General features: G+C 60.6%; 17 protein-coding genes, 1 tRNA gene and 3 pseudogenes. 13 read left to right on the plus strand and 8 right to left on the minus strand.

Annotated elements, in window-relative coordinates:
• Positions 1–24 precede the first annotated feature (24 nt).
• The 3 genes from serC to aroA all read left to right on the plus strand — a co-directional run bounded on the left by serC (position 25) and on the right by aroA (position 3821).
• Positions 25–1110, plus strand: coding sequence for a phosphoserine transaminase (gene serC, locus ABQY74_RS08540; protein WP_024940183.1), 1086 nt, complete (start codon positions 25–27; stop codon positions 1108–1110).
• 67 nt (positions 1111–1177) lie between these two features.
• Positions 1178–2380, plus strand: coding sequence for a prephenate dehydratase (gene pheA / locus ABQY74_RS08545; RefSeq protein WP_039520680.1), 1203 nt, complete (start codon positions 1178–1180; stop codon positions 2378–2380).
• Positions 2381–2507: 127 nt separating this feature from the next.
• Entirely contained in the window at positions 2508–3821 is a 1314-nt protein-coding gene (gene aroA, locus ABQY74_RS08550; RefSeq protein WP_349794344.1) for a 3-phosphoshikimate 1-carboxyvinyltransferase, read from the plus strand.
• A gap of 180 nt (positions 3822–4001) precedes the next feature.
• On the opposite strand, the gene ABQY74_RS08555 is transcribed toward aroA, so the two are convergent.
• On the minus strand, positions 4002–4469 hold the full coding sequence (locus tag ABQY74_RS08555) for an energy transducer TonB (RefSeq protein ID WP_039514370.1): 468 nt from the start codon (positions 4467–4469) through the stop codon (positions 4002–4004).
• Positions 4470–4819: 350 nt separating this feature from the next.
• Positions 4820–5482, minus strand: coding sequence for an energy transducer TonB (locus tag ABQY74_RS08560; protein ID WP_161961420.1), 663 nt, complete (start codon positions 5480–5482; stop codon positions 4820–4822).
• Between the two features lie 111 nt (positions 5483–5593).
• Between ABQY74_RS08560 and serS the strand changes: the two genes are divergently transcribed.
• From serS to ABQY74_RS08580, 4 genes and pseudogenes are all read left to right on the plus strand, one after another.
• A complete protein-coding gene (gene serS, locus ABQY74_RS08565; RefSeq protein ID WP_349794342.1) occupies positions 5594–6874 on the plus strand; it encodes a serine--tRNA ligase in 1281 nt (426 codons plus the stop codon).
• A gap of 477 nt (positions 6875–7351) precedes the next feature.
• Positions 7352–8368 carry a LysR family transcriptional regulator gene (locus ABQY74_RS08570; RefSeq protein WP_016903391.1) on the plus strand — a complete coding sequence of 339 codons (1017 nt, stop codon included), beginning with the start codon at positions 7352–7354 and terminating at the stop codon, positions 8366–8368.
• Positions 8369–8689: 321 nt separating this feature from the next.
• A tRNA-Ser gene (locus tag ABQY74_RS08575) sits at positions 8690–8779 on the plus strand.
• Between the two features lie 84 nt (positions 8780–8863).
• Positions 8864–9444: pseudogene (locus ABQY74_RS08580) on the plus strand (DUF6538 domain-containing protein); the annotation flags it as partial.
• Positions 9445–9637: 193 nt separating this feature from the next.
• Here the strand turns inward: ABQY74_RS08580 and ABQY74_RS08585 are convergent.
• Positions 9638–10031 (minus strand): annotated as a pseudogene (locus tag ABQY74_RS08585) (DNA/RNA non-specific endonuclease); the annotation flags it as partial.
• A 418-nt stretch (positions 10032–10449) separates the two neighbouring features.
• Between ABQY74_RS08585 and ABQY74_RS08590 the strand changes: the two are divergent.
• Together ABQY74_RS08590 and ABQY74_RS08595 are read left to right on the plus strand one after the other, a co-directional pair.
• Positions 10450–13245 (plus strand): RHS repeat domain-containing protein, encoded by a 2796-nt coding sequence (locus tag ABQY74_RS08590; protein WP_349794362.1) that lies wholly within the window; start codon positions 10450–10452, stop codon positions 13243–13245.
• A gap of 8 nt (positions 13246–13253) precedes the next feature.
• The gene (locus ABQY74_RS08595) at positions 13254–17159 is read left to right on the plus strand and encodes an RHS repeat domain-containing protein (RefSeq protein ID WP_372470068.1); all 3906 of its coding nucleotides are present in this window, start codon (positions 13254–13256) and stop codon (positions 17157–17159) included.
• A 53-nt stretch (positions 17160–17212) separates the two neighbouring features.
• Here the strand turns inward: ABQY74_RS08595 and ABQY74_RS08600 are convergent, their stop codons facing one another.
• Both ABQY74_RS08600 and ABQY74_RS08605 read right to left on the minus strand, forming a co-directional pair.
• On the minus strand, positions 17213–17545 hold the full coding sequence (locus ABQY74_RS08600) for a hypothetical protein (RefSeq protein WP_372470069.1): 333 nt from the start codon (positions 17543–17545) through the stop codon (positions 17213–17215).
• A 184-nt stretch (positions 17546–17729) separates the two neighbouring features.
• Positions 17730–18320, minus strand: a complete 591-nt coding sequence (locus ABQY74_RS08605; protein WP_349794336.1) for a hypothetical protein — start codon at positions 18318–18320, stop codon at positions 17730–17732.
• A gap of 158 nt (positions 18321–18478) precedes the next feature.
• On the opposite strand from ABQY74_RS08605, the gene ABQY74_RS08610 reads away from it, so the two are divergent.
• The 3 genes from ABQY74_RS08610 to ABQY74_RS08620 are packed head-to-tail and all read left to right on the plus strand — an operon-like array spanning position 18479 to position 21897.
• A complete protein-coding gene (locus ABQY74_RS08610; protein WP_047128354.1) occupies positions 18479–19153 on the plus strand; it encodes a VWA domain-containing protein in 675 nt (224 codons plus the stop codon).
• A complete protein-coding gene (locus tag ABQY74_RS08615) occupies positions 19153–19962 on the plus strand; it encodes a PP2C family serine/threonine-protein phosphatase (RefSeq protein WP_349794333.1) in 810 nt (269 codons plus the stop codon). The genes ABQY74_RS08610 and ABQY74_RS08615 overlap by 1 nt, the downstream gene beginning before the upstream one ends.
• Positions 19963–21897, plus strand: coding sequence for a hypothetical protein (locus ABQY74_RS08620; RefSeq protein WP_349794331.1), 1935 nt, complete (start codon positions 19963–19965; stop codon positions 21895–21897).
• 3 nt (positions 21898–21900) lie between these two features.
• Here the strand turns inward: ABQY74_RS08620 and ABQY74_RS08625 are convergent, their stop codons facing one another.
• The 3 genes and pseudogenes from ABQY74_RS08625 to ABQY74_RS08635 form a co-directional block, all read right to left on the minus strand.
• The gene (locus ABQY74_RS08625) at positions 21901–22764 is read right to left on the minus strand and encodes a hypothetical protein (RefSeq protein WP_349794360.1); all 864 of its coding nucleotides are present in this window, start codon (positions 22762–22764) and stop codon (positions 21901–21903) included.
• Between the two features lie 192 nt (positions 22765–22956).
• Positions 22957–23055 (minus strand): annotated as a pseudogene (locus ABQY74_RS08630) (DUF4236 domain-containing protein); the annotation flags it as partial.
• Between the two features lie 88 nt (positions 23056–23143).
• Complete coding sequence (locus tag ABQY74_RS08635) at positions 23144–23374, minus strand: hypothetical protein (RefSeq protein ID WP_349794328.1); 231 nt, start codon at positions 23372–23374, stop codon at positions 23144–23146.
• Between the two features lie 397 nt (positions 23375–23771).
• Between ABQY74_RS08635 and ABQY74_RS08640 the strand changes: the two genes are divergently transcribed.
• Positions 23772–24242 carry a hypothetical protein gene (locus tag ABQY74_RS08640; protein ID WP_349794326.1) on the plus strand — a complete coding sequence of 157 codons (471 nt, stop codon included), beginning with the start codon at positions 23772–23774 and terminating at the stop codon, positions 24240–24242.
• Positions 24243–24327 lie beyond the last annotated feature (85 nt).

A 24327-nucleotide genomic window follows, 5' to 3' on the forward strand; every position in this document is an offset into this window, starting at 1 on the left:
AAGGCTAGCTCGACAAGGTGTGCCATGACACGCGCGTTCAATTTCAGTGCCGGCCCTGCGACATTGCCGGAATCGGTCCTGCGCCAGGCGCAGGAAGAGATGGTCGAGTGGAACGGCGTCGGCGCCTCGATCGTGGAAATCAGCCACCGCAGCGCCGATTTCATGGCCGTGGCGGCCGCGGCCGAAGCCGATCTGCGTACCCTGTTGTCGATTCCCGACGATTACGCGGTGCTGTTCACCGCCGGTGGCGCCACCACCATCCAGGCGCTGCTGCCGCTGAATTTCGCCGCACCCGGCCAGGCTGCCGACTACGTGATCACCGGCCACTGGGGCAAGACCGCGATCAAGCAGGCGGCCACCTATGTGGATGCGCGCATTGCTGCCGACGGCCAGGCGGGCGGCTTCACCGACATTCCGCCAGTGGCCAGTTGGACCTTGTCGCCGCACTCGGCCTACGTGCACATCACCGCCAACGAAACCATCCACGGCGTCGAGTTCCGCGACACGCCGGCAGTGGGCACGCTGCCGCTGTTTGCCGATTTCAGTTCGTCGATCGCCTCCGAGCCGCTGGATGTGTCGCGCTACGGGCTGATCTATGCCGGCGCGCAGAAGAATCTGGGCCCGGTCGGCATCTCGGTACTGATCGTGCGGCGCGACCTGCTCGAACGCGCCGGCCAGCCGCGCGCGGACATCTTCAACTACGCCTCGCATGCCGCCCGCGATTCGATGCTCAACACGCCGCCGACCTGGAACTGGTATCTGCTCGGACTCACCGTGAAGTGGATGCTGGAGCAGGGCGGGGTGGACGAGTTCGCCCGCCGCAACGCCGAAAAGGCTGCGCTGGTGTATGGCGCGATCGATGGTTCCGGCGGGTTCTATCGCAACCTGGTCAAGCCGGCGGTGCGTTCGCGCATGAACATCCCGTTCTTCCTGGCCGACGAGCAGCTGGATGCGTTGTTCGTCAGCGAATCCAAGGCAGCCGGTCTGCTGGCGCTGAAGGGGCACAAGGCGGTCGGCGGCATTCGCGCCTCGCTCTACAACGCGATGCCGGTGGCGGGCGCGCAGGCGCTGGCGAGCTTCATGCACGACTTCCAGCAGCGTCACGGCTGAGTCTTTCATTCGACCGCGGCGCATGCCGCGCAGGCGCATGCGCCGCAATTTCAAGGAATGCCGAGCGATGGCTCCCAAGTCCAGCAAGCCCAGTGCCGCCACCGGTGGCAAGACCAAACCGGCAGGCAAGTCCGCCGCCAAGTCCGCGGCCAACGCCTCGGACAAGCGCGCGATCAAGCCGGCCACCGCTGCGCCGGTGCTGGCCGACGTGCGCGCCAAGATCGACGAGATCGACCGCACCATCCAGGCGTTGATCGCCGAACGCGCCAACTTCGCCCATCAGGTCGGCAAGGCCAAGGGCAAGCTCGCCGCAGCGGTGGATTACTACCGGCCCGAGCGCGAGGCGCAGGTGCTGCGCATGGTGGTGGACCGCAACGAAGGCCCGCTCAGCGATGAAGTGCTGGTGCACGTGTACCGCGAAATCATGTCCGCGTGCCTGGCCCAGCAGGAGCCGTTGAAGATCGGCTATCTCGGCCCGGAAGGCACCTTCAGCCAGCAGGCGGTGCTCAAGCACTTCGGCCGTTCGGCAGTCGGCCTGCCGATGGCAACCATCGAGGAAGTGTTCCAGGAAGTGGAAGCCGGCAATGCCGATTTCGGCGTGGTGCCGGTGGAAAATTCCGGCCAGGGCACCATCCAGGTCACCCTGGACATGTTCCTGACCTCCAACCTGAAAATCTGCGGCGAAGTCGAGTTGCGCGTGCACCAGTACCTGCTCTCGCGCAACGGCCGGCTGGAAGACATCGAGCGCATCTACGCGCATTCGCAGTCGTTTGCGCAGACCGCCGGTTGGCTGCGTTCGCACCTGCCCAAGGTCGAGAAGATCGCCGTCTCCAGCAATGCCGAAGGCGCACGCCGCGCCCGCAATGCCGAGGACGCCGCGGCGATCGGCGGCGAGAGCGCCGCGCATGTGTATGGCTTGAAGAAAGTCATCATGAAGTCGATCGAAGACGACGACGACAACACCACGCGTTTTCTGGTGATCGGCCGGCAGATCTTTCCCACCTCCGGGCATGACCGCACCTCGGTGCTGGTGTTCATCCACGACAAGCCAGGTGCATTGTTCGACGTGCTCAGCCCGTTCGCGCGGCATGGCATCAGCATGAACCGCATCGAGTCGCGTCCCTCGCACCAGGCCAAGTGGGAATACGGCTTCTTCATCGACCTGGCCGGCCACGTGGAAGACGAGGCGATGAAGCAGGCGCTGGCCGAACTGGAAGCGCACTCGGCGCAGATCAAGGTGCTGGGCTCGTACCCGGTCGCCATTCCCTGAGCGCCGGGCGTCACGCCAGCGCAGTCCCGACGGGCGCGCCGTCACCGGCCGAGGTGACGGTAGCGCCACGACACTCTTCAACGCGCATCGCCGCACAGGGCGATGCCGCAGCAATCGGATCACACGCATGAGCAGCAGCACGCACCACTGGATCGCCCGGCAGGGCAGCGCATTGCAGGGCAGCCTGGCCATTCCTGGCGACAAGTCGGTCTCGCACCGCGCAGTGATGTTCGCCGCGCTGGCCGATGGCGTCTCGCAGATCGACGGCTTTCTCGAAGGCGAAGACACGCGCTCCACCGCGGCCATTTTCGCCCAGCTCGGTGTGCGCATCGACACGCCGTCGGCGTCGCAGCGCATCGTGCACGGCGTCGGCGTGGATGGCCTGCAGCCGCCCAGCCAGGCGCTGGACTGTGGCAACGCCGGCACCGGCATGCGTCTGCTCACCGGCCTGCTGGCCGCGCAGCGTTTCGATAGCGAGTTGGTCGGCGATGCGTCGCTGTCCAAGCGCCCGATGCGGCGCGTGACCGGCCCGCTGGCACAGATGGGCGCGCGCATCGACACCGAGGACGACGGCACCCCGCCGCTGCGTGTGCACGGCGGCCAGACCTTGCATGGCATCGACTTCGTCTCGCCGGTCGCCAGCGCGCAGGTCAAATCCGCGGTGTTGCTGGCAGGCCTGTATGCGCAGGGCGAGACGTCGGTCAGCGAGCCGCATCCCACCCGCGATTACACCGAGCGCATGTTGTCCGCGTTTGGGGTTGAGATCGATTTCTCGCCCGGCAAGGCGCGGCTACGCGGTGGTCAGCGTCTGCGCGCCACCGATATCGCGGTGCCTGCTGATTTTTCGTCGGCGGCGTTCTTCATCGTGGCAGCCAGCATCATTCCCGGTTCGGAGGTGCTGCTGCGTGCGGTGGGCCTGAATCCACGTCGCACCGGGTTGCTGGCGGCACTGCGGCTGATGGGCGCGGATATCGCCGAAGAACGTCATGCCGAACATGGTGGCGAGCCGGTGGCCGATCTGCGCGTGCGCTACGTGCCGCTGCAAGGCGCGCAGATTCCCGAAGCGCTGGTGCCTGACATGATCGACGAATTCCCGGCGCTGTTTGTGGCCGCCGCTGCGGCAACCGGGCAGACGGTGGTCACCGGCGCTGCCGAATTGCGGGTCAAGGAGTCCGACCGCCTTGCAGCCATGGCCATCGGGCTGCGCGCGCTGGGCGTGCGTGTGGACGAAACCCCTGATGGCGCCACCATTCACGGCGGCAGCATCGGCAGCGGCGTGATCGAAAGCCACGGCGACCACCGCATCGCGATGGCGTTTGCCATTGCCGGGCAGCTGTCCACCGGCAGCGTGCGGGTCAACGACGTGGCCAATGTCGCAACCTCGTTCCCGGGCTTCGACAGCCTGGCGCGGGGCGCCGGTTTCGGGCTCGAAACGACCTGAGTAACGAAACGGCTTCGGTAGGAAAAGCGGGCAGTTCTCTTACCGGTTGAGGACTGCTCGTCGGATGAGGACTGCTCGATCGAAGGGCGTCGTGAGTGGCGACGCCTGTCAGTTGACTTTTAGATGCCGCGTTGCAGCCAGCACGGCGCTATTACGATCCAACTTGGTTGATGATCCCGCTCAGCGCTCTGCGGTGAACTCCACCGGCACCTGCACGCTGCTGACGACGGCATGGCCGTCACGGGTGGCTGGCTCGAAACGCCACTGACGCAAGCTGTCCATCACCGCTGCATCCAGGCGCGGGTCGTTGCTGCCGCTGCGATCGACGATGCTCACATCGCTCACCCGGCCTTGCACATCCAACTGCAGGCGGGCGGTGCGGCTGCCTGCGATCCCGGCCTGCGCGATATCCGACGGGTAGCTCGGCATCGCATTGCCCGGCAGCGGAATCGCTTCTTCAGTGCTGACCGGCGCGCGCGCGGGTTGGTGCGCAATCATGGTCATCGCACGCGGGCCATCCGAGGTCGGGAGGATCTGGCGACTGGCCGCAGGCGCGGGGCGCGTATCGGTCGCAAACGATTCATCGCTATGGCGGGCCCACCACCAGGTCGGCACCACCACCAGCAGCGCCAGCAGGGTCGCCCACAGCCACGGCGAGGCGCCGTCGGCCGTGTCGTCGCCCGCACGGTCTTGCGCATGCACGGGGCGGGGCGGCAGTGCCTGGGTAGGGTGTGACGAAGGATTGGAGATGAAGGACATGGCCGGCCTCCTGGCGCATCTTTGGGATGACGTGGCCAGTCTGGTCGGCCTTGCCTGAGGCCCAGCTAAGGCAGGGCGCTCAGGAAGGTTTAAACGGCGGTAGACATTCAGCTTGGTCAAACCGAGTCAAGGTCTGGTTCGACCCGCTTTGTCCGGTTAACGCGCAGTGATGTTCGTCGATTGCGGTAGTCCGGCCGTCGTCAGTTTGCGGTACGCACGACGCGGCTCAGCGGCCGGGCTTACTGCGCCGGCTTGAACTCGAACGGGATATCCAGACTGCCGGCAATCGGCTGGCCGTTGCGCTGCGCCGGATGGAAACGCCAGTGACGCACCGCTTCCATCGCGGCGCGGTCCAGATCGCGCGAGCCGCTGCGTTGCACCAGCGTCACCCCGCCTGGGTTGCCCGCTGCGTCTACGTCCACCCGCACCACCACATCGCCGGCGTCGCCGCGACGCAAGGCAGCCGAGGGATAGCGTGGCGGCGGCATCTGGCCCTGCATCGGCACCGGGCGATCTCCGCCTGCGGCCGCCGCGGCGTTTGCCGGTGCTGCGCCCGGCGCGCCGGGAACCGCGTCCTCCGGCAAGGGCGTCGGCGCGGGCGGGGCTGGCGGCGCAGTTTCCACCAGTGTCGGGGTCTCTTCCGGTGGCTTGGCCTGGGGCATGTCGCTGGCGCCGTCCTGGGCCGGCAGCGGTGCGGGCAACGGCTGGATGTTGTCGTCGGCCTGCGCACCTGCAGCCGGTTGCGCCGGCGAGGCCTTGTAGAAGTCGTCCTTGCGGCCGGTGGCCCATACCAGCAGGAACAGCAGCAGGCCGGCAACGAAGGCGATACCGGCAATTTTCAGGGTGTGGCGGGGCAGTCGCAGGACGATCTGACGATCGGACGCAGGGCGGGGCGCGGGCATAGGGCTCACCTGAAGGATCGGGCCAATTCTGGCATAGCAGCGGTGAATCGATCGCAGCAGGTGGCGGAACAGGCGATAATCTCGCGCTTCCTACCGACACACAGACTCCCGATGCTAGATCCGGCCCTGCTTCGCCAACATCCCGCCGACCTTGCCGAGCGCCTGCGCAGCACGCGCAGTTTCTCCCTGGACACTGCGGAACTGGAGTCGCTGGAAAGCGAGCGCAAGCGCATCCAGGTGCGCACGCAGGAGCTGCAGAGTCAGCGCAATTCCAAGTCCAAGGCGATCGGGCAGGCCAAGGCAAAGGGCGAGGATGTCACTGCGCTGATGGCCGAAGTGGCCGGTTTCGGTGATGAGCTCAAAGCCTCCGAAGAAGCGCTGGAGGTGATTCGCGCCAAGCTGGAGACCATCGCGCTGGGCTTGCCCAATTTGCCCGCAGACGACGTGCCGCAGGGCAGGGACGAGAGCGAGAATGTCGAGCAGTCGCGCTGGGGCACGCCGCGTCAGTTCGACTTCCCGGTCAAGGACCATGTGGAACTCGGTGCGCCGCACGGCTGGCTGGACGGCGAGACCGCCGCCAAGCTGTCGGGTGCGCGTTTCACCGTGCTGCGCGGGCCGGTCGCGCGGCTGCACCGCGCGCTGGCGCAATTCATGCTCGACCTGCATGTCGGCGAGCATGGCTACGAAGAAACCAATGTGCCGCTGCTGGTCAATGCCGAATCGATGCGCGGCACCGGGCAACTGCCCAAGTTCGAGGACGACCTGTTTCAGACCGAAGTGGGCGAGTCGCGCCGCTATCTGATTCCTACCTCGGAAGTGCCGCTGACCAATATCGTGCGCGACGAAATCGTCGATGCCGAGCGTCTGCCATTGCGTATGACCGCGCATTCGATGTGCTTCCGTGCCGAAGCCGGCAGCGGCGGCCGCGACACGCGCGGCATGATCCGCCAGCACCAGTTCGAAAAAGTAGAGCTGGTCACCGCCTGCGCGCCGGAACACAGCGATGCCGAGCATCAGCGCATGACCCGCTGCGCCGAAGTGGTGCTGGAAAAACTCGGCCTGCCGTATCGCAAGGTGCTGCTGTGCACCGGCGACATGGGCTTCTCGGCGATCAAGACCTACGATTTGGAAGTGTGGCTGCCGTCGCAGGACACCTATCGCGAGATTTCGTCGTGCTCGAACTGCGGCGATTTCCAGGCGCGGCGCATGCAGGCGCGCTGGCGCAACCCGGCCAGCGGCAAGCCGGAGCTGCTGCACACGCTCAACGGCTCCGGCACCGCCGTGGGCCGCGCGATGATCGCGGTGATGGAGAACTACCAGAACGCCGACGGCTCGATCGATGTGCCCGAGGTGCTGCGTCCATATATGGGCGGGCTCGAGCGGATCGGATAAGAGCGGCTGAGGCACCGGCTGCGCGGTGTCCAGACGGGCGCGGCCGATGCATGGAATGGGTGTGCATTTTCATGTTCGATTCCAGGCGGACAGGCAGTCTCGACTGGCGACTGGCGACTGGCGACTGCCAGCTCCGGCTCGCTCGTCAGCCTTGTTGAGCATGTTGCTCGCTGCCGCTTAGCTGCCCAGGTTGCGGTGGGGTAGCTGTTAAAAATATTGATCGAGAACGGGGCCGGCACTGGCCCCGTTTGCATTTCCATGGCGCACGGCTTGTTGCATTGCCTGGAAGACCCTGGCGGATCTTGCGAGCGCTACCCGCCGACATCTGCGCTGGGTGCCGCGCGTAGCGGCGGCGAAAACGATGGAGCTCCGTGCACAAGAGTTCGATGTTCTGGCTGCAAGGAACTACATTTCTGATGTATCAGGTCGTTGCTCTGTTGGAATAAAGGTGATTAAATATCACTTATCGTTCTATCCATGGATGCCTGCGCCATGCACGACCTGAATGACCTGTACTACTTTGCGATGGTGGTGGACCACGGCGGCTTCGCCGCGGCCGAGCGTGCGCTCGGGATCCCCAAGTCGCGCCTGAGCCGCCGTATCAGCCAGCTCGAAACGGATCTGGGCGTGCGCCTGCTGCAGCGCTCCACGCGCCGCTTTGCGGTCACCGACGTCGGCACCAGCGTGCATCGGCACGCGCAGACCATGCTGGCCGAAGCTCAGGCCGCGCGCGAGGTGGTGGATCGTCTCAGTGCCGAGCCGCGCGGTCTCGTACGTGTGAGCGTTCCGGTCTCGCTGGCGCAGATCCAGCTGCCCAAGCTGTTGCCGGAATTCCTGGCCAAGTACCCCAAGGTGCGGCTGCAGCTCAACATCAGCAATCGCCGCGTCGACGTCATCAACGAAGGCTACGACATCGCGCTGCGTGTGCGTTCGCGCCTGGACGACGACGGGAGCCTGGTGATGCGCAGCTTCGGCCAGGTGCAGGAGTTGCTGGTGGCCAGCCCCAAATACCTGGACCGCGCCGGGCGCCCCAAGGACCCAAGCGAGCTGGCCAACCACACCACCATGAGCACCAGCGAGGACGAAGCCCACCAGCGCTGGGAACTGCACGGCCCCAATGGCGAGATGCGCCGCGTGGACCTGCAGCCGCGTCTGGCCGGCTTCGATTTCCCGCTGCTGCAGTCGATGGCGCGCGATGGCTTCGGCATCACCATGCTGCCGGAAACCGTGTGCGCCCAGGCAGTGCGCAGCGGCGAGCTGGAAGTGGTGCTGCCGCACTGGTCGCTGCCGCAAGGCATCTGCCACGCGGTGTTCGCCTCGCGCCGCGGCCTGCTGCCGGCGGTGCGGGTGTTTATCGACTTCCTGGCCGAGCACCTGCCGCAGGAAATCGAACGCTCGCGCCTGGATTGCGGCGGCAACTGCGCCGAGCTGGCCGAAAAGCTCAAGCGTGCGGCCGCGACCGCACCGCGCCTGGCCGTGGCGGAAGCCGGCTGAGCGCCGTGCCTGTTGGTGGCTGAAGCCGGCTAAGCGCTGTGCCTGGTCGTCGACGTCGGCACATCAGCGCTGTCGCTTGGCAGCACTGCGTAATCGAGAACGCTGCGTAACCCGGCAAGCGGAACCGCTTGGCTGAGCTGTGCAGCTCAACAACACGCGGCGCTTAGCAAAGCGCGTCCGGGCATGCGAGAATGCGCGCCCGGGAGCAATCCCGGGTCGATGGCACCGCGTAAAGCCGAGTCCATCGACACACGTCACCCGCATCGCGCGTGGCGCAAGCGTGATCACCCGACACCTTCGGCGGTCACGCAAGGCAGCATCGGAGAGATGGCCGAGCGGTTTAAGGCACCGGTCTTGAAAACCGGCGAAGGGTCAAACCTTCCGTGGGTTCGAATCCCACTCTCTCCGCCAGTCACTTCTAAGCCGTTAGTTTTTAAAATAAAAATCTGACTTGGTTGGATTGGAAGGCAGGAAGCATGCAGAGGAAACACTCGCATGCGCATCCCTCATCATCTGAGCCGTTCTCCGACCGGTCGTTGGTCGTTTGTCCAACGTGTGCCCGTCGATTTGCAAACCGTGATGGGCTGCCGGCTTATCAAACGCACTTTGCAAACGAAGGACTTGGCGCAAGCGCATGTGCGTGCGGTGGTGCTTGGGGCGGGCTATGCTCGGCTCTTCGCACAGTCGAAGGATCAACGCGTGGCCAAGCTCGGCAAACCGGACGCCGACCCCCTAATCGCTCGCCTAGCGAGCGCCGAGAACCTCCAAGAATTGACGCTCAATCGCACCCGCTAACCGGATGGGACGGTAAACGAGCAGTGGTAGATCGATAGCCCAAAAGACCTGAAGTTGTATCGGCAGTTGATGGAGTTGTAAGCAAGGGGGCGTGGCAAGCGCCCAGCCGCCGCGACTCCCAGTAACCGCTTCCACCACATTCCGGGGCGCCGCATAAGTCCAGCCCGGTTCGGCTGTCATCTCCGCCGGCCATCGAGACGATGACGCTGGGAAAGGCCCGGGACGCGTTCCTGGCGACCCTCAAAGGCTCGACGCTGCCCGAAACCTACACGATCCAAAAGAGGGTCAGTCGTGTATGTGCAGCGGCAAGAAGCTAGGATTGCAGTGGTTGAGGAAAAGCTTGGGCGAACGCAAGTGGGGAAAGAAAAAATTCGGAATTGATGGGATTGTCTGTTCGTCAGCTGGCAGCGTTGGCTCGGCGAAAGGAAGAAAAGGCTCCGGCAGTAGGGGCGTCTTCTTTGCATTTCGAAAGACTTAGCTCAAATCACAACCGCTCGGCTGCGGCCAAAGTAGTGGCCGGCAACATCGCCTTGACGTTGGCCGGTGCTGAGATGCCAATCGTGCTGGCGCCCAAGATGTCTTCTAGCTCGTTGATGCTGACGATGTAGCTGTCCAGCGACCCGGGCGTAGCGCTGTCGAGGATCAGCCAGCTGATGGCCAGCGAGCCGCCGCTGGGGTTGGCCGTAATGATTATTCTCTGAAAGAAGTCTGGCATCCGATGCCGTGGCTGGAAAGGAAGTAGTTGTTGGTGATGTCGCTATAGATGACGTCACTGTAGACCAGGGCGCTGGCGATGTCCCGGTAGCACTCGGCGACGTCTTCCCTGACACTTGGCGCCTTGGTTGAAGCTAGCGACCTGCGGAACAATGCGGACAGCCGAAGGCGGCCCAACTGGGCGAGTGATGGGGTGACGCAGGGTCCGTGTCAGATAACCGCTGATGACAGTGTCAGGGTTTTCTGAATCCAGCATAGGGAGGGCGACCCTTAGTTTCGCCTTTCGTAAGCATTCCTCATAACGTCAAAAATTTGTGGTCCTGCGTTTTAGCTCCCTCAACGGTGGGTAGCCGATAGCAGGCAGTTGACATCAAACTGGCGCCGAGCAACTCTAATGCGCGTGGGGGTATTGGGGAATGACCTCGCGGTCGCGCTTCGCGCACCCTCCGCATTCTTTGAACACGAACACCTGCCGATAGGTTTACTGGGCATGCGTTGCCATGCCTTGTCTTCGCATGGGCGCTAGTTCGTGGGAGCGATGAGGTCTACCCGGATCTCGGTCAGTGATCAACTTGGAAGATGCTATGGAATCGGGCACAAAGCCGCGCCAGATGCGCGCGTTTGGATTTGCACTGGCTGCTTTGGCAGGGATCATGCCCGTAGCAGGATCGGCCGAGAACGTCTACGACGACTACGGCAAGCTGATTCAGTCCGGAGCTGTGGTTACAAGTCCGGGGGACAAGCTCTTCGGGGACAACATCAACCTCTATACCGGGTCGATGGAAATCACGCAGACCGACGTCGACTTGAAGGGCAACAACGCACTCCAAGTCCGGATAGGCCGTCGGTTCACGGTGGGCAGTCCGAGTAGGGGGCACTTCAAACTCTGGGACCTGGACATTCCCAACATGCACGGGGTCTTCGCCTTTCCAGGCGGCAACACCGCGCCAGACGGCTGGGCAATAAATGGGACCAGAGACACCGCTTACAACCGGTGCAGCAGCTACAGCGTGCCCCCCGCTGCCCAAAACCAAGGTGGGATCTTTGAGTCTTCCGAGTTCTGGCGCGGCAACTTTCTCTACCGCCCTGGAAGCGGCGATCAGGAGCTGCTGCGAGCTTCTGCTCAAGCCCTTCGTCCAGACGATGGACGCACTTATCCCATCGTTCTAAAAGACGGCTCTGCTATCCGTTGTCTGGCGTCGTTGGATGGAGCCAGCGAATCGGGAGTGCGTGGTGAAGGATTTGAATTGGTTGACACGCAAGGCAGCGTGTATGCCTTCAACCACATGGTCACGCGCTCCTATCCAGCGTTGGCTAAGTCCTCCCCTGGCCCAGAGGCCCTTTCTGCAGGTGCGGCGATGACCACCGCAAGCGTCGGTGGAATCGTTCCGATGGTCGCTAACAACTACATCCTGGTTCGCAAGGAGGTCTTGATCTATCCCACGCGAGTGACCGATCGCTTCGGCAACACGGTGGTTTACAACTGGAATCCCGGTGCTCCGTGGCAGCTTCTAAGCATTGTTGCAAGCGATGGGCGTCGCATTGACCTGTCGTATGCCGGAGGGAATGGCAACACCATCACCTCCGTGACAACTGGCGGGCGAACCTGGTCTTACGGCTACAGCGACACCCTGGACACAGTGACGCTGCCTGACGGCAGCAGCTGGACTTTTGACTTGGTCGCCTTGTCTCTTGCACGCGTAACTTACAGCCAGCCGCCGGGCTGCGACAACATACGCCCTTGGTCCGGTGGCACTAGAGTGGGAAGCATTACTGCTCCCACCGGTGCTCGCAGCGATTACACGATCAATTCCATGCTGATGGGCCGGTCGTGGGTGCCCAGGGTTTGCAGGAGAGAAGAAGCCTACTCTGACATCCCCTACCAGTTCTATGTCATGGCAGTTACCAGTCGGCGTATCTCCGGCCCCGGGTTGCCGTCGCAGGGCCTCACCTGGACGTATGACTACGGCACACCAAACAACTGCTGGCAGCCAAGTCCCAACCCAAATCCTCTCGACCCTACCAAATACGTTGAGTGTAATGCTGGCTCGCCCATTACTCGGGACATCACCGTCAAGGATCCTGCAGGGCAGGCCACGCGTTATCGATTTGGAAATCGCTATTGGTCCAACGAAGGCTTATTACTCCAGCAGGACTTCGGTTGGAATGGTTCTACAGCCGTTCGCACGCGGATGACCGATTACGCTGCATTTGATGCGGCTCCTTATGCGGCACGGACGATGTATCCGGGTGGCAACTATGGCGATAACACGGTGGCGGCCAGGCAGCGGCCCGTGCGTCAGGTAATCACGATCGACAAGGGCGACCAGTTCGTGTGGCGGATTGCGGACTGCAATGGGCAGCCGTGTTTCGATGAGTTTGCTCGTCCGTTGCGGATCGAACGCTTCAGTCCCTGGCACAGCCGCACCGACGAAACCACGTATTACGATGAGCGCGGTGCGTGGGTGTTGGGACAGACCGCCATCGCTCGCAACATCAACACCGGCATTGTTACCTCTCAAGTCGACTACGGCAGCAATGCGTTGCCCCAAACGGAACGGCGCAATGGGAAGCTGGTCGCAACCTATACCTACAATCCCGATGGGACCCTGGCACAAGTCAAGGATGGCTTGGGAAACGCGACAACCTTGTCTGGCTGGAAGCGTGGCATCCCCCAGACCGTTGCAAATGCCGATGGCACGGCTAAGTCCGCATCCGTGGACGACAATGGGTGGATCCGTCAGACCAACGACGAGAATGGATTTGCGACGACGTATGGCTACGACGCGATGGGGCGGGTGAACGCCACGAACTACCCATCGGGCGACAGCACCGCTTGGAACTCGACTGCACAGGCGTTCGAGCGAGTGGGTGGCGACGAATACGGCATCGGTGCCGGCCATTGGCGCCAGACTGTGACCACTGGTAACGCACAAAAAGTTACCTACTTCGATGCACTGTGGCAGCCGCTACTGACGCGGGAATACGATGCGGCAAACGTTGCGGGGACACTCCGGGTCAAGCGCTTCGTCTACGACCATGAAGGAAGGACTATCTTTGCTTCCTATCCGAGTGGCAACGAGACCGCCAACACCGGAGTCTGGACAGAGTTCGACGTAGTGGGTCGGCCCACGGCCGTATCCCAGGACAGTGAGCAGGGACTGCTGACCACGATCACGCAGTATTTGCCTGGCGCTCAAACCCTGGTTACCAATCCGCGTGGTGCTCAGACGCGCACGGGTTACCAGGTGTTCGATCAACCGATCTATGACGCACCTGTCTGGGTGCAGCTACCAGAGTCCAGCAGGACCAATATTGCTCGCGATGTTTTCGGCAAGGCGGTCAAGATCGAGCGGGGTGCCCAATGATTCAATGCATGGATGCAATCGGTCAAAGGACGAAGTTCTACGTTCTTGGCTCCACTGGCAAGTTCAGGGCTCTTCGGACCTTTGGAGGCTGCCTCGTTTTTCTTCTACTCCTCGTGTTGCCGGGATTTGCGCACGCAGCTCGCCAATGTCCAGACGGCAGCCCTGCGGGTAGAGGCAACATTTGTCCGGACGTTCCAGACAACGAGGCCCGCTGGGTGGGCTATAACGTGCCATCCCAGATGGTCGTTGGGCAGACGTATGCGGTCAGCGCGACCTACCAGAACATGGGCAACCAAGTGTGGGGTTCAAGCATCGGCCACAAGCTTGGATATGGCGGCAGCTCTGTTCCTGTCAGTCCTTGGGGTATTTCAAGGATAGAACTGCCAGGTGCTGTCTCGATTGGAAGTAACGTAACCTTCAATTTCAATGTCACCGCGCCACTTACGCCAGGCCAGTATTCATTTGCTTGGCGAATGGTGCAGGAGGGAAAAGAGTGGTTCGGAGCGTTTGGAGCTTCTTCTATTCAGGTGCTTCCCTCGCTGATCAAAGGCAGCATCGAAAGCGTCACTTACAACGCAATATCTGGCTGGGCCTGTTCAACGTATTTGAACCGCTCGGTCGATGTGCATATGTATCTGGGCGGCTCTGCTGGCTCGGGAACCTTCGCTGGAGCCACCGCGGCTACCCTGCCAAGTGATGCTGGTATCGCAAATGCCTGTAGCGCTTCTGGCAGCAACTATCGGTTTTCGTTTCCCATCGATGAGAACTTCATCATCCAGAACGGTGGGAAGTCGATCCACATCCACGGCATATCGCCAGTGGGAGCTGGGAACGACACCATCTCTGGGTCAGGTTCAGTCGCTGTGCCTGCATCGATTATCAAAGGCAACATCGACGGAATCCAGAATGACAACGCCATCGTCGGCTGGGCGTGTTCGACTGGCTTGGCCCGGTCGGTTGATATCCATATGTATACGGGCGGCGCCTATGGAACCGGCAGTCTTGCTGCCATCGGCAGAGCCAACCTTCCCAGCGAAGGGGGCGTTGCTGGTGCCTGTTCGGGGTCGGGGAGTAATTACCGTTTCTCCATTCCCATCACGGAAGACCTGATTCGAAGCCACGGTGGAAGGCCGATCTACATCCATGGCCTTTCACCCATCGGTGGCGCAAACAATGTCATCGCGGGTTCCGGGGCAGTGGCGGTGCCGGCATCGGTCGTCAAAGGAAGAATCGATGGCATTGACAACAACAGAGCGATCGTTGGGTGGGCGTGCTCGACCAGATTGAGCCAATCCATCGAGGTTCACATGTATGCGGGCGGAGCCGCCGGCAGCGGGACGATGGTAGCAAGTGCAGGCGCGAACCTTCCCAGCGATGGTGGCATTGCCGGAGCATGTGCTGCATCGGGAGGCAATTATCGTTTTTCTATCCCAATTACCGACGAGCTAATCCGCAGTTACGGAGGCAAGTCGTTTTACATTCACGGTCTGTCACCGGTTGGCGGAGGGAACAACCTCATTGATGGGTCAGGGGCCCTAGCAATTCCAGCGCTTCAGCGTGGTGCTGCGTTTGCCTCCCAGAACATGCCTGCACAGCTCTCGACGGGTCGTTCGTATAACGGTTCGGTTCGCTTCACCAATACGGGCAACGTCACTTGGCGCCAAGGGCAGAGCTATCGGGCAGTGTTGGTTGGCGATACACGCGGGTGGTCTCCAGGCGAAATCGGCCTGCCGTCGGACGTTCCGCCGGGTGGCAGCGTGGACTTCAATTTCAGCCTCCGGGCACCTTTGGGTGCGGGCGGCTACAACCTGCGTTGGCGGATGCGCGATGGTGCTGGTGATCTGGGTAATGAGTCCAGTAATCAAGTCGTGCAGGTGGTGGCTCCGCCGCCGGTGGAACATGGCGTCGGGCTTGCTGCCCGTAGTTACGTTTACGACGCGAACCAGCAGCTGTGCAAGGTGATTGAGCCCGAAAGCGGCGCCACGGTCATGGCCTACGACGCGGCTGGCAACTTGGCTTGGTCGGCCAGCGGCTTGGACCTTCCGAGCACGACCAGCTGTGATCTGGATGCGGCAGCGAACAGTGGAAGGCGTGTCGCCCGCACCTACGACTCTCGCAACCGACTCAAGACCTTGCAGTTTCCGGACCGCAACGGCGATCAGAACTGGGACTACACGCCAGATGGCCTTCCTTCTCGCGTAAGCACGGTCAATGACTCGGGCAATACGACAGTCGTCAACGCCTACAACTACAATAAACGACGGAAGTTGCTGTCTGAGGTGGTTGAGCAGCCAGGGATCAGTTGGTCATTTGGCTACGGCTACGACGCCAATGGAGCATTGGCGAGCCAAAGCTATCCCACCGGCACAACAGTGACCTATTCGCCGAATGCGCTGGGTCAGCCAACGGCCGTGCGGGACCAGGCAGGAAACAACTACGCCACTGGGATTGCCTACTACCCAAATGGTGCGGCTAGCCAGTTCAATTATGGCAACGGTGTGAATCACTCGCTCGTGCTCAACGGGCGTCAGATGCCCCAGCAAGTGCGGGACTACAACGTTGCGTCGTTCGAGTATCAATACGACGCCAACGGGAACGTCAGCGCTATTTTCGACCAGCAAAGAGGCTCAGGCTTCAACCGCTACATGGGGTATGACGGGCTGGATCGCCTGATGGAAGCAGGGTCTGAGCGGTTTGGTGGAAGCAACTGGAACAACTACACCTACGATGTTTTGGACAACATCCTCACCGCCAAGCTCCCAGGTGTGCGTGAGAACAACTACTGGTATGACTCTAAGAACCGCCTCACCAACATCCTGAGCAATGAAGGGTCCACGACAATCGGCCTGAACTACGACGTTCAGGGCAACTTGAAGAACAAGAACGGCCAGGCCTACGCGTTCGACTATGGAAATCGTCTGAGAGACGTGACAGGGAAAGAGGCCTATCGCTACGACGCTTATGGACGTCGGGTGTTATCTGGGGGCTTATCTACCTTGAACATACAAGCGTATAGCCAGGCGGGACAGCTGCTTTACGCTGAGGTGCGCGGCAAGGGCAACACCGAATACGTCTACCTCAACGGGAGCTTGCTCGCCACGCGCAATGCAGGGGCCATCAAGTTCCAGCACACCGATGCATTGGGCAGCCCGATTGCGGTGACCGACGCTGCCAGTCAAGTAGTTGAAAGGACTGACTACCAGCCCTACGGCAGCCCCATCGGTAAGACGGTCGATGGCATCGGCTACACCGGTCATGCCATGGATGGTGCGACCGGGCTGACCTACATGCAGCAGCGCTACTACGACCAGGACCTTGGGCGGTTCCTGAGCGTGGATCCGGTGGCTGCGGACTCGGTTTTTTCGGCGAATTTTAATCGCTATTGGTATGCTAATAACAATCCGTATCGCTTCACAGATCCGGATGGGCGAGATGTCAAATGTGACGGAGTCAAGTGCCACATCAATAGCCGTAACGGCTACGAATTCTGGGCAGTCGATTTCCCGCGATACACCGCCATCACTATGCAGACCGCAGTCTTGGACATCGCAATCGCCTACGTCCAGGCAATCCAAGCAGTTGCAAACGTTACCCAAAGTGGGGAGCCACAGACTAGCAACAATCCTTATGATGGCCCGGTGGACAGCCCCGTCATCGTAGTAGATGGTGACGGCAACGCTATCCCGGTTGAACAAGGAGAGCAGATAAAGGGCTCGCCTGACGGTAGATATCAGCAGGTTCTCGGTCAAGATGGCAGGCCAACAGGAACGCGTTTGGACAAAGGCGGGCACAAGGGACAATCTGATCCAAAAGCTCAGGGACCTCACGGGCATCGCCCTGGTGTAACTGATGACACGGGAAATCCGCACTTGCCGCTAAACCCGCCAATCCCTGAAAAGCGAGAGGATAATTAATGCCGAAGTTCAACTATGACGACCGGGTTCGTGTGATAAGCGGTGCTAGCGCATCAGCTAGACAAGGCGCCAATGGGTGGGTTGTTGGAGTCTTTGAGAGCCGACCTGCTGGAGAATATTTCCAAGCGTTTCCAGAAGGTGTGGTCTATTCGATAGAGTTCGAGGATGGCCAAGCTCTGGAGATACATGAGGTCGACTTGGAAGCCTTGGAATAGTTTGGTGCCATGTTTTTCTGACGCCCAAGGTATGGCTCCCACGATGTGGATGGAGACAAATTTTATCCACTCAATTACAGGCACAGAACCAAGACCAGCATCTGTAGCGATTTCAGAACAACGACTGTCCTCAGCTGAAGCTTGGTATTGCAGCTGTGCTACATAGGCCACCTGTGGATGGAGAACTCCGCCTTCCGCAGTCCCGCCGAGCCTGACGGAGCCAGGAAGATCAGGCTGAGCGAGAACTACCAGAAAAACCGGTTGTGCGGAGTAGCACCAGGCAGGCATGGCTCCCAGTTTTGGCGGGCATGCTGCTGCGATGAGTGCTATGGCGAGATAGCGGGCATGTTTTGCATCACCGCGAAGCGCGTTTCGACTTGTTCGTGGCTATCGACTTGAGAGCGATCTGCTGGTCACTGACCCTGACCTCGGCAAGTGGTCCTTTCAAGGCTCCGAGCTGTAAGGCACCAGATTCCCCGATGGTTAACGAACTCAACCTGGACGACTGCTTGGCGTTTCGATCGTAAGCAATGGCAATGAGGCCGTGGGCATTGAATACCAAAGCGCTGGCTCCAATAGCCATGCAGCCAGCGGAAGCCTTCTTCGCACCGGCGTCCACCATGACGAAGCGAAATCCTTTGAACGTCATGTCCGCACTGACATGCCAGCCCGCGTTGATAGCCGCCTTGGCCTCAGAGGATGGGTTGGGCAGCGACGAAAGAGGGCATCGCTCGTCGGCCTGCAGGGGTTGCTTTACCGGCGGCAGCTGAGTGGTGGGCACCAGCCTTAGGGAACCTGCGCGCTCGGTCGAAAAAGTAGGGGTTCCTGCATTCAACGGAGGCGTTACTGATGAGTTCGCTGCTGTTTCTACTGTCGTCTTATCTGGTGCGCGCTCTACATCAGCAGTGCGAAGCGCTAGCGCTACCGTCATGGTCAAGATAATCACTGCAGAAACAGCTAAGGGAGCCCAATCCGCAGTTTTTTGCGGTGCCCAAGCTGGCAATGAGGTAGGGGTAGGGCGAGTCACCATGGCCCATCATAGATTGGGTTGATTGGCGGAGCTATGATGGCGCTTCAAACCAATGGACAGGGAGATCCAGCGTAATGAACGATTTTGAACAGGTGCCTTTTGGCGCCAGCGATTTTGCGGAGAACCCAGAGAACCGGTGCGCCTGTCTGCTGCTGCTGGACACCTCAGGTTCCATGAGCGGCAAGCCCATCGAGCAGCTCAACGCGGGCCTGCTGCAGTTCCAGGAAGAACTGAACTCGGACTCGCTCGCTGCCAAGAGAGTGGAGGTCGCCATTGTCACGTTTGGCCCAGTCCAGACCGTGACCGATTTCGTCACGGCAGATAGCTTCTATCCTCCCGTGCTGTCGTGCACTGGGGACACCCCGATGGGCGCAGCGATTGAGCAAGGCTTGGAGATGGTTCGGCAACGCAAGGAGATCTACAAAGCCAACGGCGTTTCCTACTACCGACCTTGGGTGTTTCTCATCACCGATGGTTCGCCGACCGACGCATGGCAACGTGCTGCAGCTTTGGTCCGGGAAGGGGAAGCAACGAAGAACTTCCAGTTCTTCGCGGTTGGCGTGCAGGGGGCAGACATGGACACTCTTGGCAAAATCTCCTCGCGTGCACCGCTGCATCTCAAGGGCCTCCAGTTCAAGGAACTGTTCAAATGGCTGTCCAACTCAATGAGCGCGGTGTCCCGTTCGACCCCTGGAGATAATGTGCCTCTGGTCAACCCCGCAGCCCCGGACGGCTGGGCCAGCGTGTAATGAATCTCCAGGATTGGCGCGTCGTTGCGGCCTCATCCATTGGCACATCCCACATCAAGTTTGGAACGGATTGCCAGGACGCCTATGAACAGGAATTCTTTCCAGAGCACGGAGCCGTGCTCTTGGTGGCGTCGGATGGTGCGGGAAGTGCATCTCAATCAGAGACCGGTGCGAAGCTAGCGACGTCGGAGATTCGGGACTGTGTGCGCAACTACTTTGAAGACGGCCATGGCGTTGAAGAGATAACGCGGGACGTGGTCTTGAACTGGCTCGCCGGCGTTACGACCCGTATTGCGCACAGGGCTGCGGCCGACGGGTTGGAGGTCAGAGAGTATGCTTGCACGTTGGTGGCGGCTATCGTCTCCCCGACGCATACATGCTTCTTCCAGGTGGGCGACGGGGCCATTGTTATACGCCCTCGCGGCGATGATTGGGCCTATGTGTTTTGGCCGCAGCATGGGGAATACATCAACACGACCGTCTTCGTCACCGATCCGGCCGCCGTATTGAACGCGGAGTTCTCCTGCAATGTGGGCGCGGTGGATGAGGTCGCGGTGTTCACCGATGGCATAGAAGCCTTGGTGCTCCACCAGGCCACGCAGAGCGTTCATTCGCCCTTCTTCGACAAGATATTCGCGCCGGTCCGTGCCTTAGAGGGGGCAGGCTACAGCGAAGATTTGTCCTCTAAGCTGGAAGCCTATCTTGCCTCGCCAGTGATCTGCGAGCGGACGGACGACGACAAGACGCTCCTGCTTGCCAGTCGGCTGGCGAAGCTGCCAGACGCACCGGCGCCAGTAGAGGACGCCTAAGTGGTTTCACCTGCTCTGGTTGGTAAATCCGGACCAGTTCGGCTGGGAAAGCAACTGGGCAAAGGGGGAGAGGGAACGGTCTTCGAGGTCGAGGGAAGGCCGGACTCGGCTGCCAAGATCTATTTGGCTGCGGTAAGCAGCGAGAGAGCCGACAAGCTGGTGGCCATGGCTGCCCTTCGGACCGCTGCGCTGGATCAGCTCACTGCCTGGCCTACTGACGTGCTGCGGCAATCCGATGGCAAGGTCTGTGGCTTTGTCATGGCCAACCTTCGTGCGTCGAAGGACATACATAAGCTCTACAGTCCGAAAAGCCGCTTGGCGGACTTTCCCCAGGCAGACTGGAGGCTAGTGGTTCGTGCCGCCTTGAACACTGCGCGAGCATTCTCGGTTATCCACCAAGCAGGTCACTTGGTTGGGGACGTCAATCACGGCGGTGTGCGGGTGTCACCGGATGCGACCGTGAAGCTGATCGACACAGACAGCTTCCAGATTTCGCATCAAGGGCGCACCTTCCTCTGTGAGGTCGGCGTCCAGGACTTCACACCGCCCGAGCTCCACGGAAAGGCCTTCAAACAAGTCACACGAACCGCCAACCACGACAACTTCGGCCTGGCCGTCCTGATTTTTCAGATGCTCATGAATGGTCGGCATCCCTTTGCTGGCCGATACAATGGGCCGGGCGATATGCCTATCGAAAAGGCGATCCCGGAGTTCCGTTACGCCTACGGCAAAGACACTGCTCGGACACGTATGAGCCCTCCGCCGCTGAGTGCGTCGCCGGCCGCAGCGTCGCCTTGGGTTGCAGATCTGTGGGAAAGGGCGTTCGGCACCGAGGGAGCTAAGCCGGGTGGGCGTCCCAAGGCAGAGGATTGGGTTCAAGCGCTGACCAGGCTGGAGCAGCATTTCAAGCGGTGTTCTTCCAGGCCGTCCCACTTCTATTTTGATGGACTGTCTGAGTGCCCATGGTGTCCAATTGAACGCGCCGGGATTTCGCTCTTTGGCGGTGCAGCGGTCGTCATCCCCAAGCTGGCCTCCGGTCCCTTCAACCTGGATGCGATTTGGCGAGATATCACGACAGCAGTGTTGCCACCCATGCATGCGCTGCCTCAGGTGAAGGCGGTGCCTGCCAATCCCCAGATTCAAGCATTGGGCAGCCGGCGCACGTTCTGGAAAACGACAGGGTGGCTGGTGGGGCTGCTTATTTTGGTGCTTGGCATCGCGCTTTCTGCGGTGCTAGCCCCCGTGTGGGCGTGTCTGGGCTGGGCGATGGGCGCGTGGGTCAACAGCCGAGGCCGTTCGGACCTGGCACCACTGGCGTCCGGCTATAAGCAAGCGAAAGCCCAATACGACGGGCTCGTCGCTCGATGGAAGCAAGAGCAAGCGGACACTCAGCTCCAAGCGAAGCAGAATCAGCTTCGTCCGTTGCGGGATGAGCATGCCGGTCTGCAGGCGGAACGAGAAAGGCGTTATCGAGCGCTGTCCAACAATCGCGAACAGATCGCACGCAAACAGTTCTTGGATCAGTTCGAGATTGAGCGAGCCACTATTCCGGGCATCGGGGCGGCGAAGAAAGTCATGCTGGAATCGTTTGGCATCGAGACGGCAGCAGATGTGAATCGCAATGCGGTTCTAAACGTTCCGGGGTTTGGGCCCGCGCTGACCGACCGCCTTATGAAGTGGCGGCAGGAAAAAGAAGCACGATTCCACTTCAACCCGAACTCAGCAATCGATCCCAGGCAGGTCGCGGATCTAGATCGAACCATTCAAGCAAGAAGGGCCCAAATCGAGGCAGACCTGGTGGCCGGCCGCAGTGCCATTCTCCAGATGCGACAGGCCGCGATGGCTCGTCGCAGGTCTTTAGAGGAAGCCATGAGTGCCGCGGTGGAAGATTTCTCACAGAGGACAGCAGACGCTAGGGCTGCCGGGGTTCTTTAAAAGTCATTGCTGACAGAGGCGATCGCTGGGCAGCTCTCTAGGCATGACTCGGGATAGGCCATCAATGGCTGAGGCGAACCCAGCGGCTGATCCCAGACGAGAAATCTGTAGTAGCTTGTTGAGGCCGGTGTCGCTGCGCAGGGCGACCTCTTCGTATTGGCATACCGGCAGCTCCCGATTGTCCTTGAAGCGGCGGTGAGGGCCTCCTTTCTTATTGACGTAACGCCATGTCCGATCCACAACCGTTGCATCACGCGGAACGCTGCCATCCTCAATAAAGCGAGTGGATGACACCAGCACCTGTAGCTCTTTGTAGCCCACCGCGCCAACGCCATTCGCGTCGTAGATCAGAACACGGTCCGGGAAAAAATGGAGTGCCTGGGTTCCGACATTGACGGTAATGGTCTTGATGTTCGTTTTGACAAATGGGGGCGGCGCTGAGGCAAAGCGCGTCGGCTTGCGCTTAACAAGGGTTCCAGCCCCAGCGTGGTATTTCCGGTCGAAGACCTTGGCGTGGGAGGACACGTGCCACGTGGCATAAGCGGAGGCTATGGTGTGGGCTCCTGCGTGGAGTGCTTCCAATGCCTTCTCCATCGGCTCGTCCAGCTCATACATCAGAACTACCGTCTTCCGGAGTTGGTCCTTCAAATACGCTGCGATGATGGCTCCTATGCTGAAGAAAGCCAGCATAACCAGCGCCCAGTCCGGGGCTTCGTTGCCAGCCGCAATCAAAAGCACCAGCGCCGAAACCATAGCGACGCCTGGCCACATGCGCCATCTCTTCTTCTTTGCATTGAGCTCTTCCAGCAATGCCTGCGAGGACGAGTCCACAATCGTGGTCGCGTCGGCCGAATCTATTTCGACCATCGGGCCATGCGTGCGCGAAATTTCAGGCCATTGTGGGGGTGAAGACGGGGAGTGCTGGGCACCAGGCACGGGACGGACGGAACCGCGTGGTGACACCGGGCGAGGACGCGTGGCTCCCGAAGGGATGGTTGCGCGGTAGTAAATGCCGCCTGCACCCATGTGCACGTAGTTACCCCGCGGACCATTTCCGACCCGGAGCCCCTTGATTCCGGCCGAGACGCCAATCCCGCCCTTCGACAAGTTGAACCGCAGAGGTCCAACCCTCACGCTTTTGCGCAGATAAAGTCCCATGCTCAGGCCCCCTAGGCCTCCGTGCCAGATGCTTGTATAGCACGTGGCTCCGCTGCAGTAGCGGGCTCGGGGCGCCTCATTGGTTCCGCTATTCGTCAGCGTTTGGCATCAATAGCTTTGGGACGCGCGCAGCACGCACCTTGGGCTCCAGCTTAGATAGCGCCACCAAGTCCTTTGCCAGTTGGTCCTTCTGTCGATCGCTTTGCTCTCCCAACGCCAAGATTGCGTCGGCCATACCGGGGCTGCTGGCCAATAAAAAAGCCGGCGGCACTTCGAGCGCTCCGGCCATCTCAAACAATGCCTCAAGGCTGATAGACATGGCTCCCGATTCATACCGGGAGATCCGCGCCGCCGACGCCATTGGCATTGACGTAACTTCCTCCGCCGCGGATGTTGCCAGGACCGTCATAGCGGTCCATGTAACCGACCCCTCAAAGTGAGTAGCGGGCGCTTGGCTTTTCGCGTTGAGGCCGTCGTTGACTTGCTTTGTCTTTAAGGCGCGAAGTGATCAACGCCAGGGATGAAAGCGCGTTATTGACCGACCGTCAGTGATGTTGAGCCTGAAAGGTTTAACACTGCTGACTGGCGCACATTTTTCACGCTGTCACGTCTCTTCTGGTGCGACAGCAGGCTGATCCACTTGACCCCGGCACACGTCTTTTAAGGCGAGGAGCCGCACACAGCCAAAACACATTGACACTTTAAGGAGAGAGACCATGGGTGACCTGCACTTGGATGCGAACAGCATCTTTAACGGTATTGTGGTTGTGCTGTTGGCGGCAGGAGGTAGTTGGGCACTTGGGCGGGCCTGGGGACGGCTTGGTCTTTTGAGTGACCGAATGAATTTGAAGATTTTGCGTGCAGAGCTTGGAAAAGTAGTGGATCTGCAGGGGGATTCCTCGAAGACTTCTGTTTTTCTTTTGACACAGGTGCTTTTTTGCCTTGCAATCATGGGCGTGGGAGCGGCCTATGCTCCTCTTGCGTTTTTCGAAGGAGGAATGAGGTGGTTCGTTGCAGTTTTGGCTGTCCTCGGTCTATCGATTTATGGCTGCGCAATCTATGCGGTCGGCATACTCGTCCGACTGCGTAAAGGTCCTGCGTATGTGCAGCGGCAAGAAGCCAGGATTGCGGCGGTTGAGGAAAAGCTTGGGCGGACGCAAGTGGGGAAAGAAAAAATTAGGGATTGATGGATTGTCCGTTCGGCAGCTGCCAGCCTTGGCTCGGGAAAAAGGTAGAAGAGGCTCCGGCAGCCGGGGCCTCTTCTTTGCGTTT

The organism is Xanthomonas sp. WHRI 7064 (genome assembly GCF_040202355.2).
Taxonomy (GTDB): domain Bacteria; phylum Pseudomonadota; class Gammaproteobacteria; order Xanthomonadales; family Xanthomonadaceae; genus Xanthomonas; species Xanthomonas arboricola.

Bases quoted from the DNA above. Each gene is read 5' to 3' on its own strand.
- ABQY74_RS08615 (WP_349794333.1), top strand. From the start codon at position 19,153: ATGAATCTCCAGGATTGGCGCGTCGTTGCGGCCTCATCCATTGGCACA.
- ABQY74_RS08560 (WP_161961420.1), bottom strand. From the start codon at position 5,482: ATGCCCGCGCCCCGCCCTGCGTCCGATCGTCAGATCGTCCTGCGACTG.
- serC (WP_024940183.1), top strand. From the start codon at position 25: ATGACACGCGCGTTCAATTTCAGTGCCGGCCCTGCGACATTGCCGGAA.
- ABQY74_RS08570 (WP_016903391.1), top strand. From the start codon at position 7,352: ATGGATGCCTGCGCCATGCACGACCTGAATGACCTGTACTACTTTGCG.
- ABQY74_RS08635 (WP_349794328.1), bottom strand. From the start codon at position 23,374: ATGTCTATCAGCCTTGAGGCATTGTTTGAGATGGCCGGAGCGCTCGAA.
- ABQY74_RS08625 (WP_349794360.1), bottom strand. From the start codon at position 22,764: ATGGTCGAAATAGATTCGGCCGACGCGACCACGATTGTGGACTCGTCC.
- ABQY74_RS08595 (WP_372470068.1), top strand. From the start codon at position 13,254: ATGGATGCAATCGGTCAAAGGACGAAGTTCTACGTTCTTGGCTCCACT.
- ABQY74_RS08610 (WP_047128354.1), top strand. From the start codon at position 18,479: ATGAACGATTTTGAACAGGTGCCTTTTGGCGCCAGCGATTTTGCGGAG.
- pheA (WP_039520680.1), top strand. From the start codon at position 1,178: ATGGCTCCCAAGTCCAGCAAGCCCAGTGCCGCCACCGGTGGCAAGACC.
- serS (WP_349794342.1), top strand. From the start codon at position 5,594: ATGCTAGATCCGGCCCTGCTTCGCCAACATCCCGCCGACCTTGCCGAG.
- ABQY74_RS08640 (WP_349794326.1), top strand. From the start codon at position 23,772: ATGGGTGACCTGCACTTGGATGCGAACAGCATCTTTAACGGTATTGTG.
- aroA (WP_349794344.1), top strand. From the start codon at position 2,508: ATGAGCAGCAGCACGCACCACTGGATCGCCCGGCAGGGCAGCGCATTG.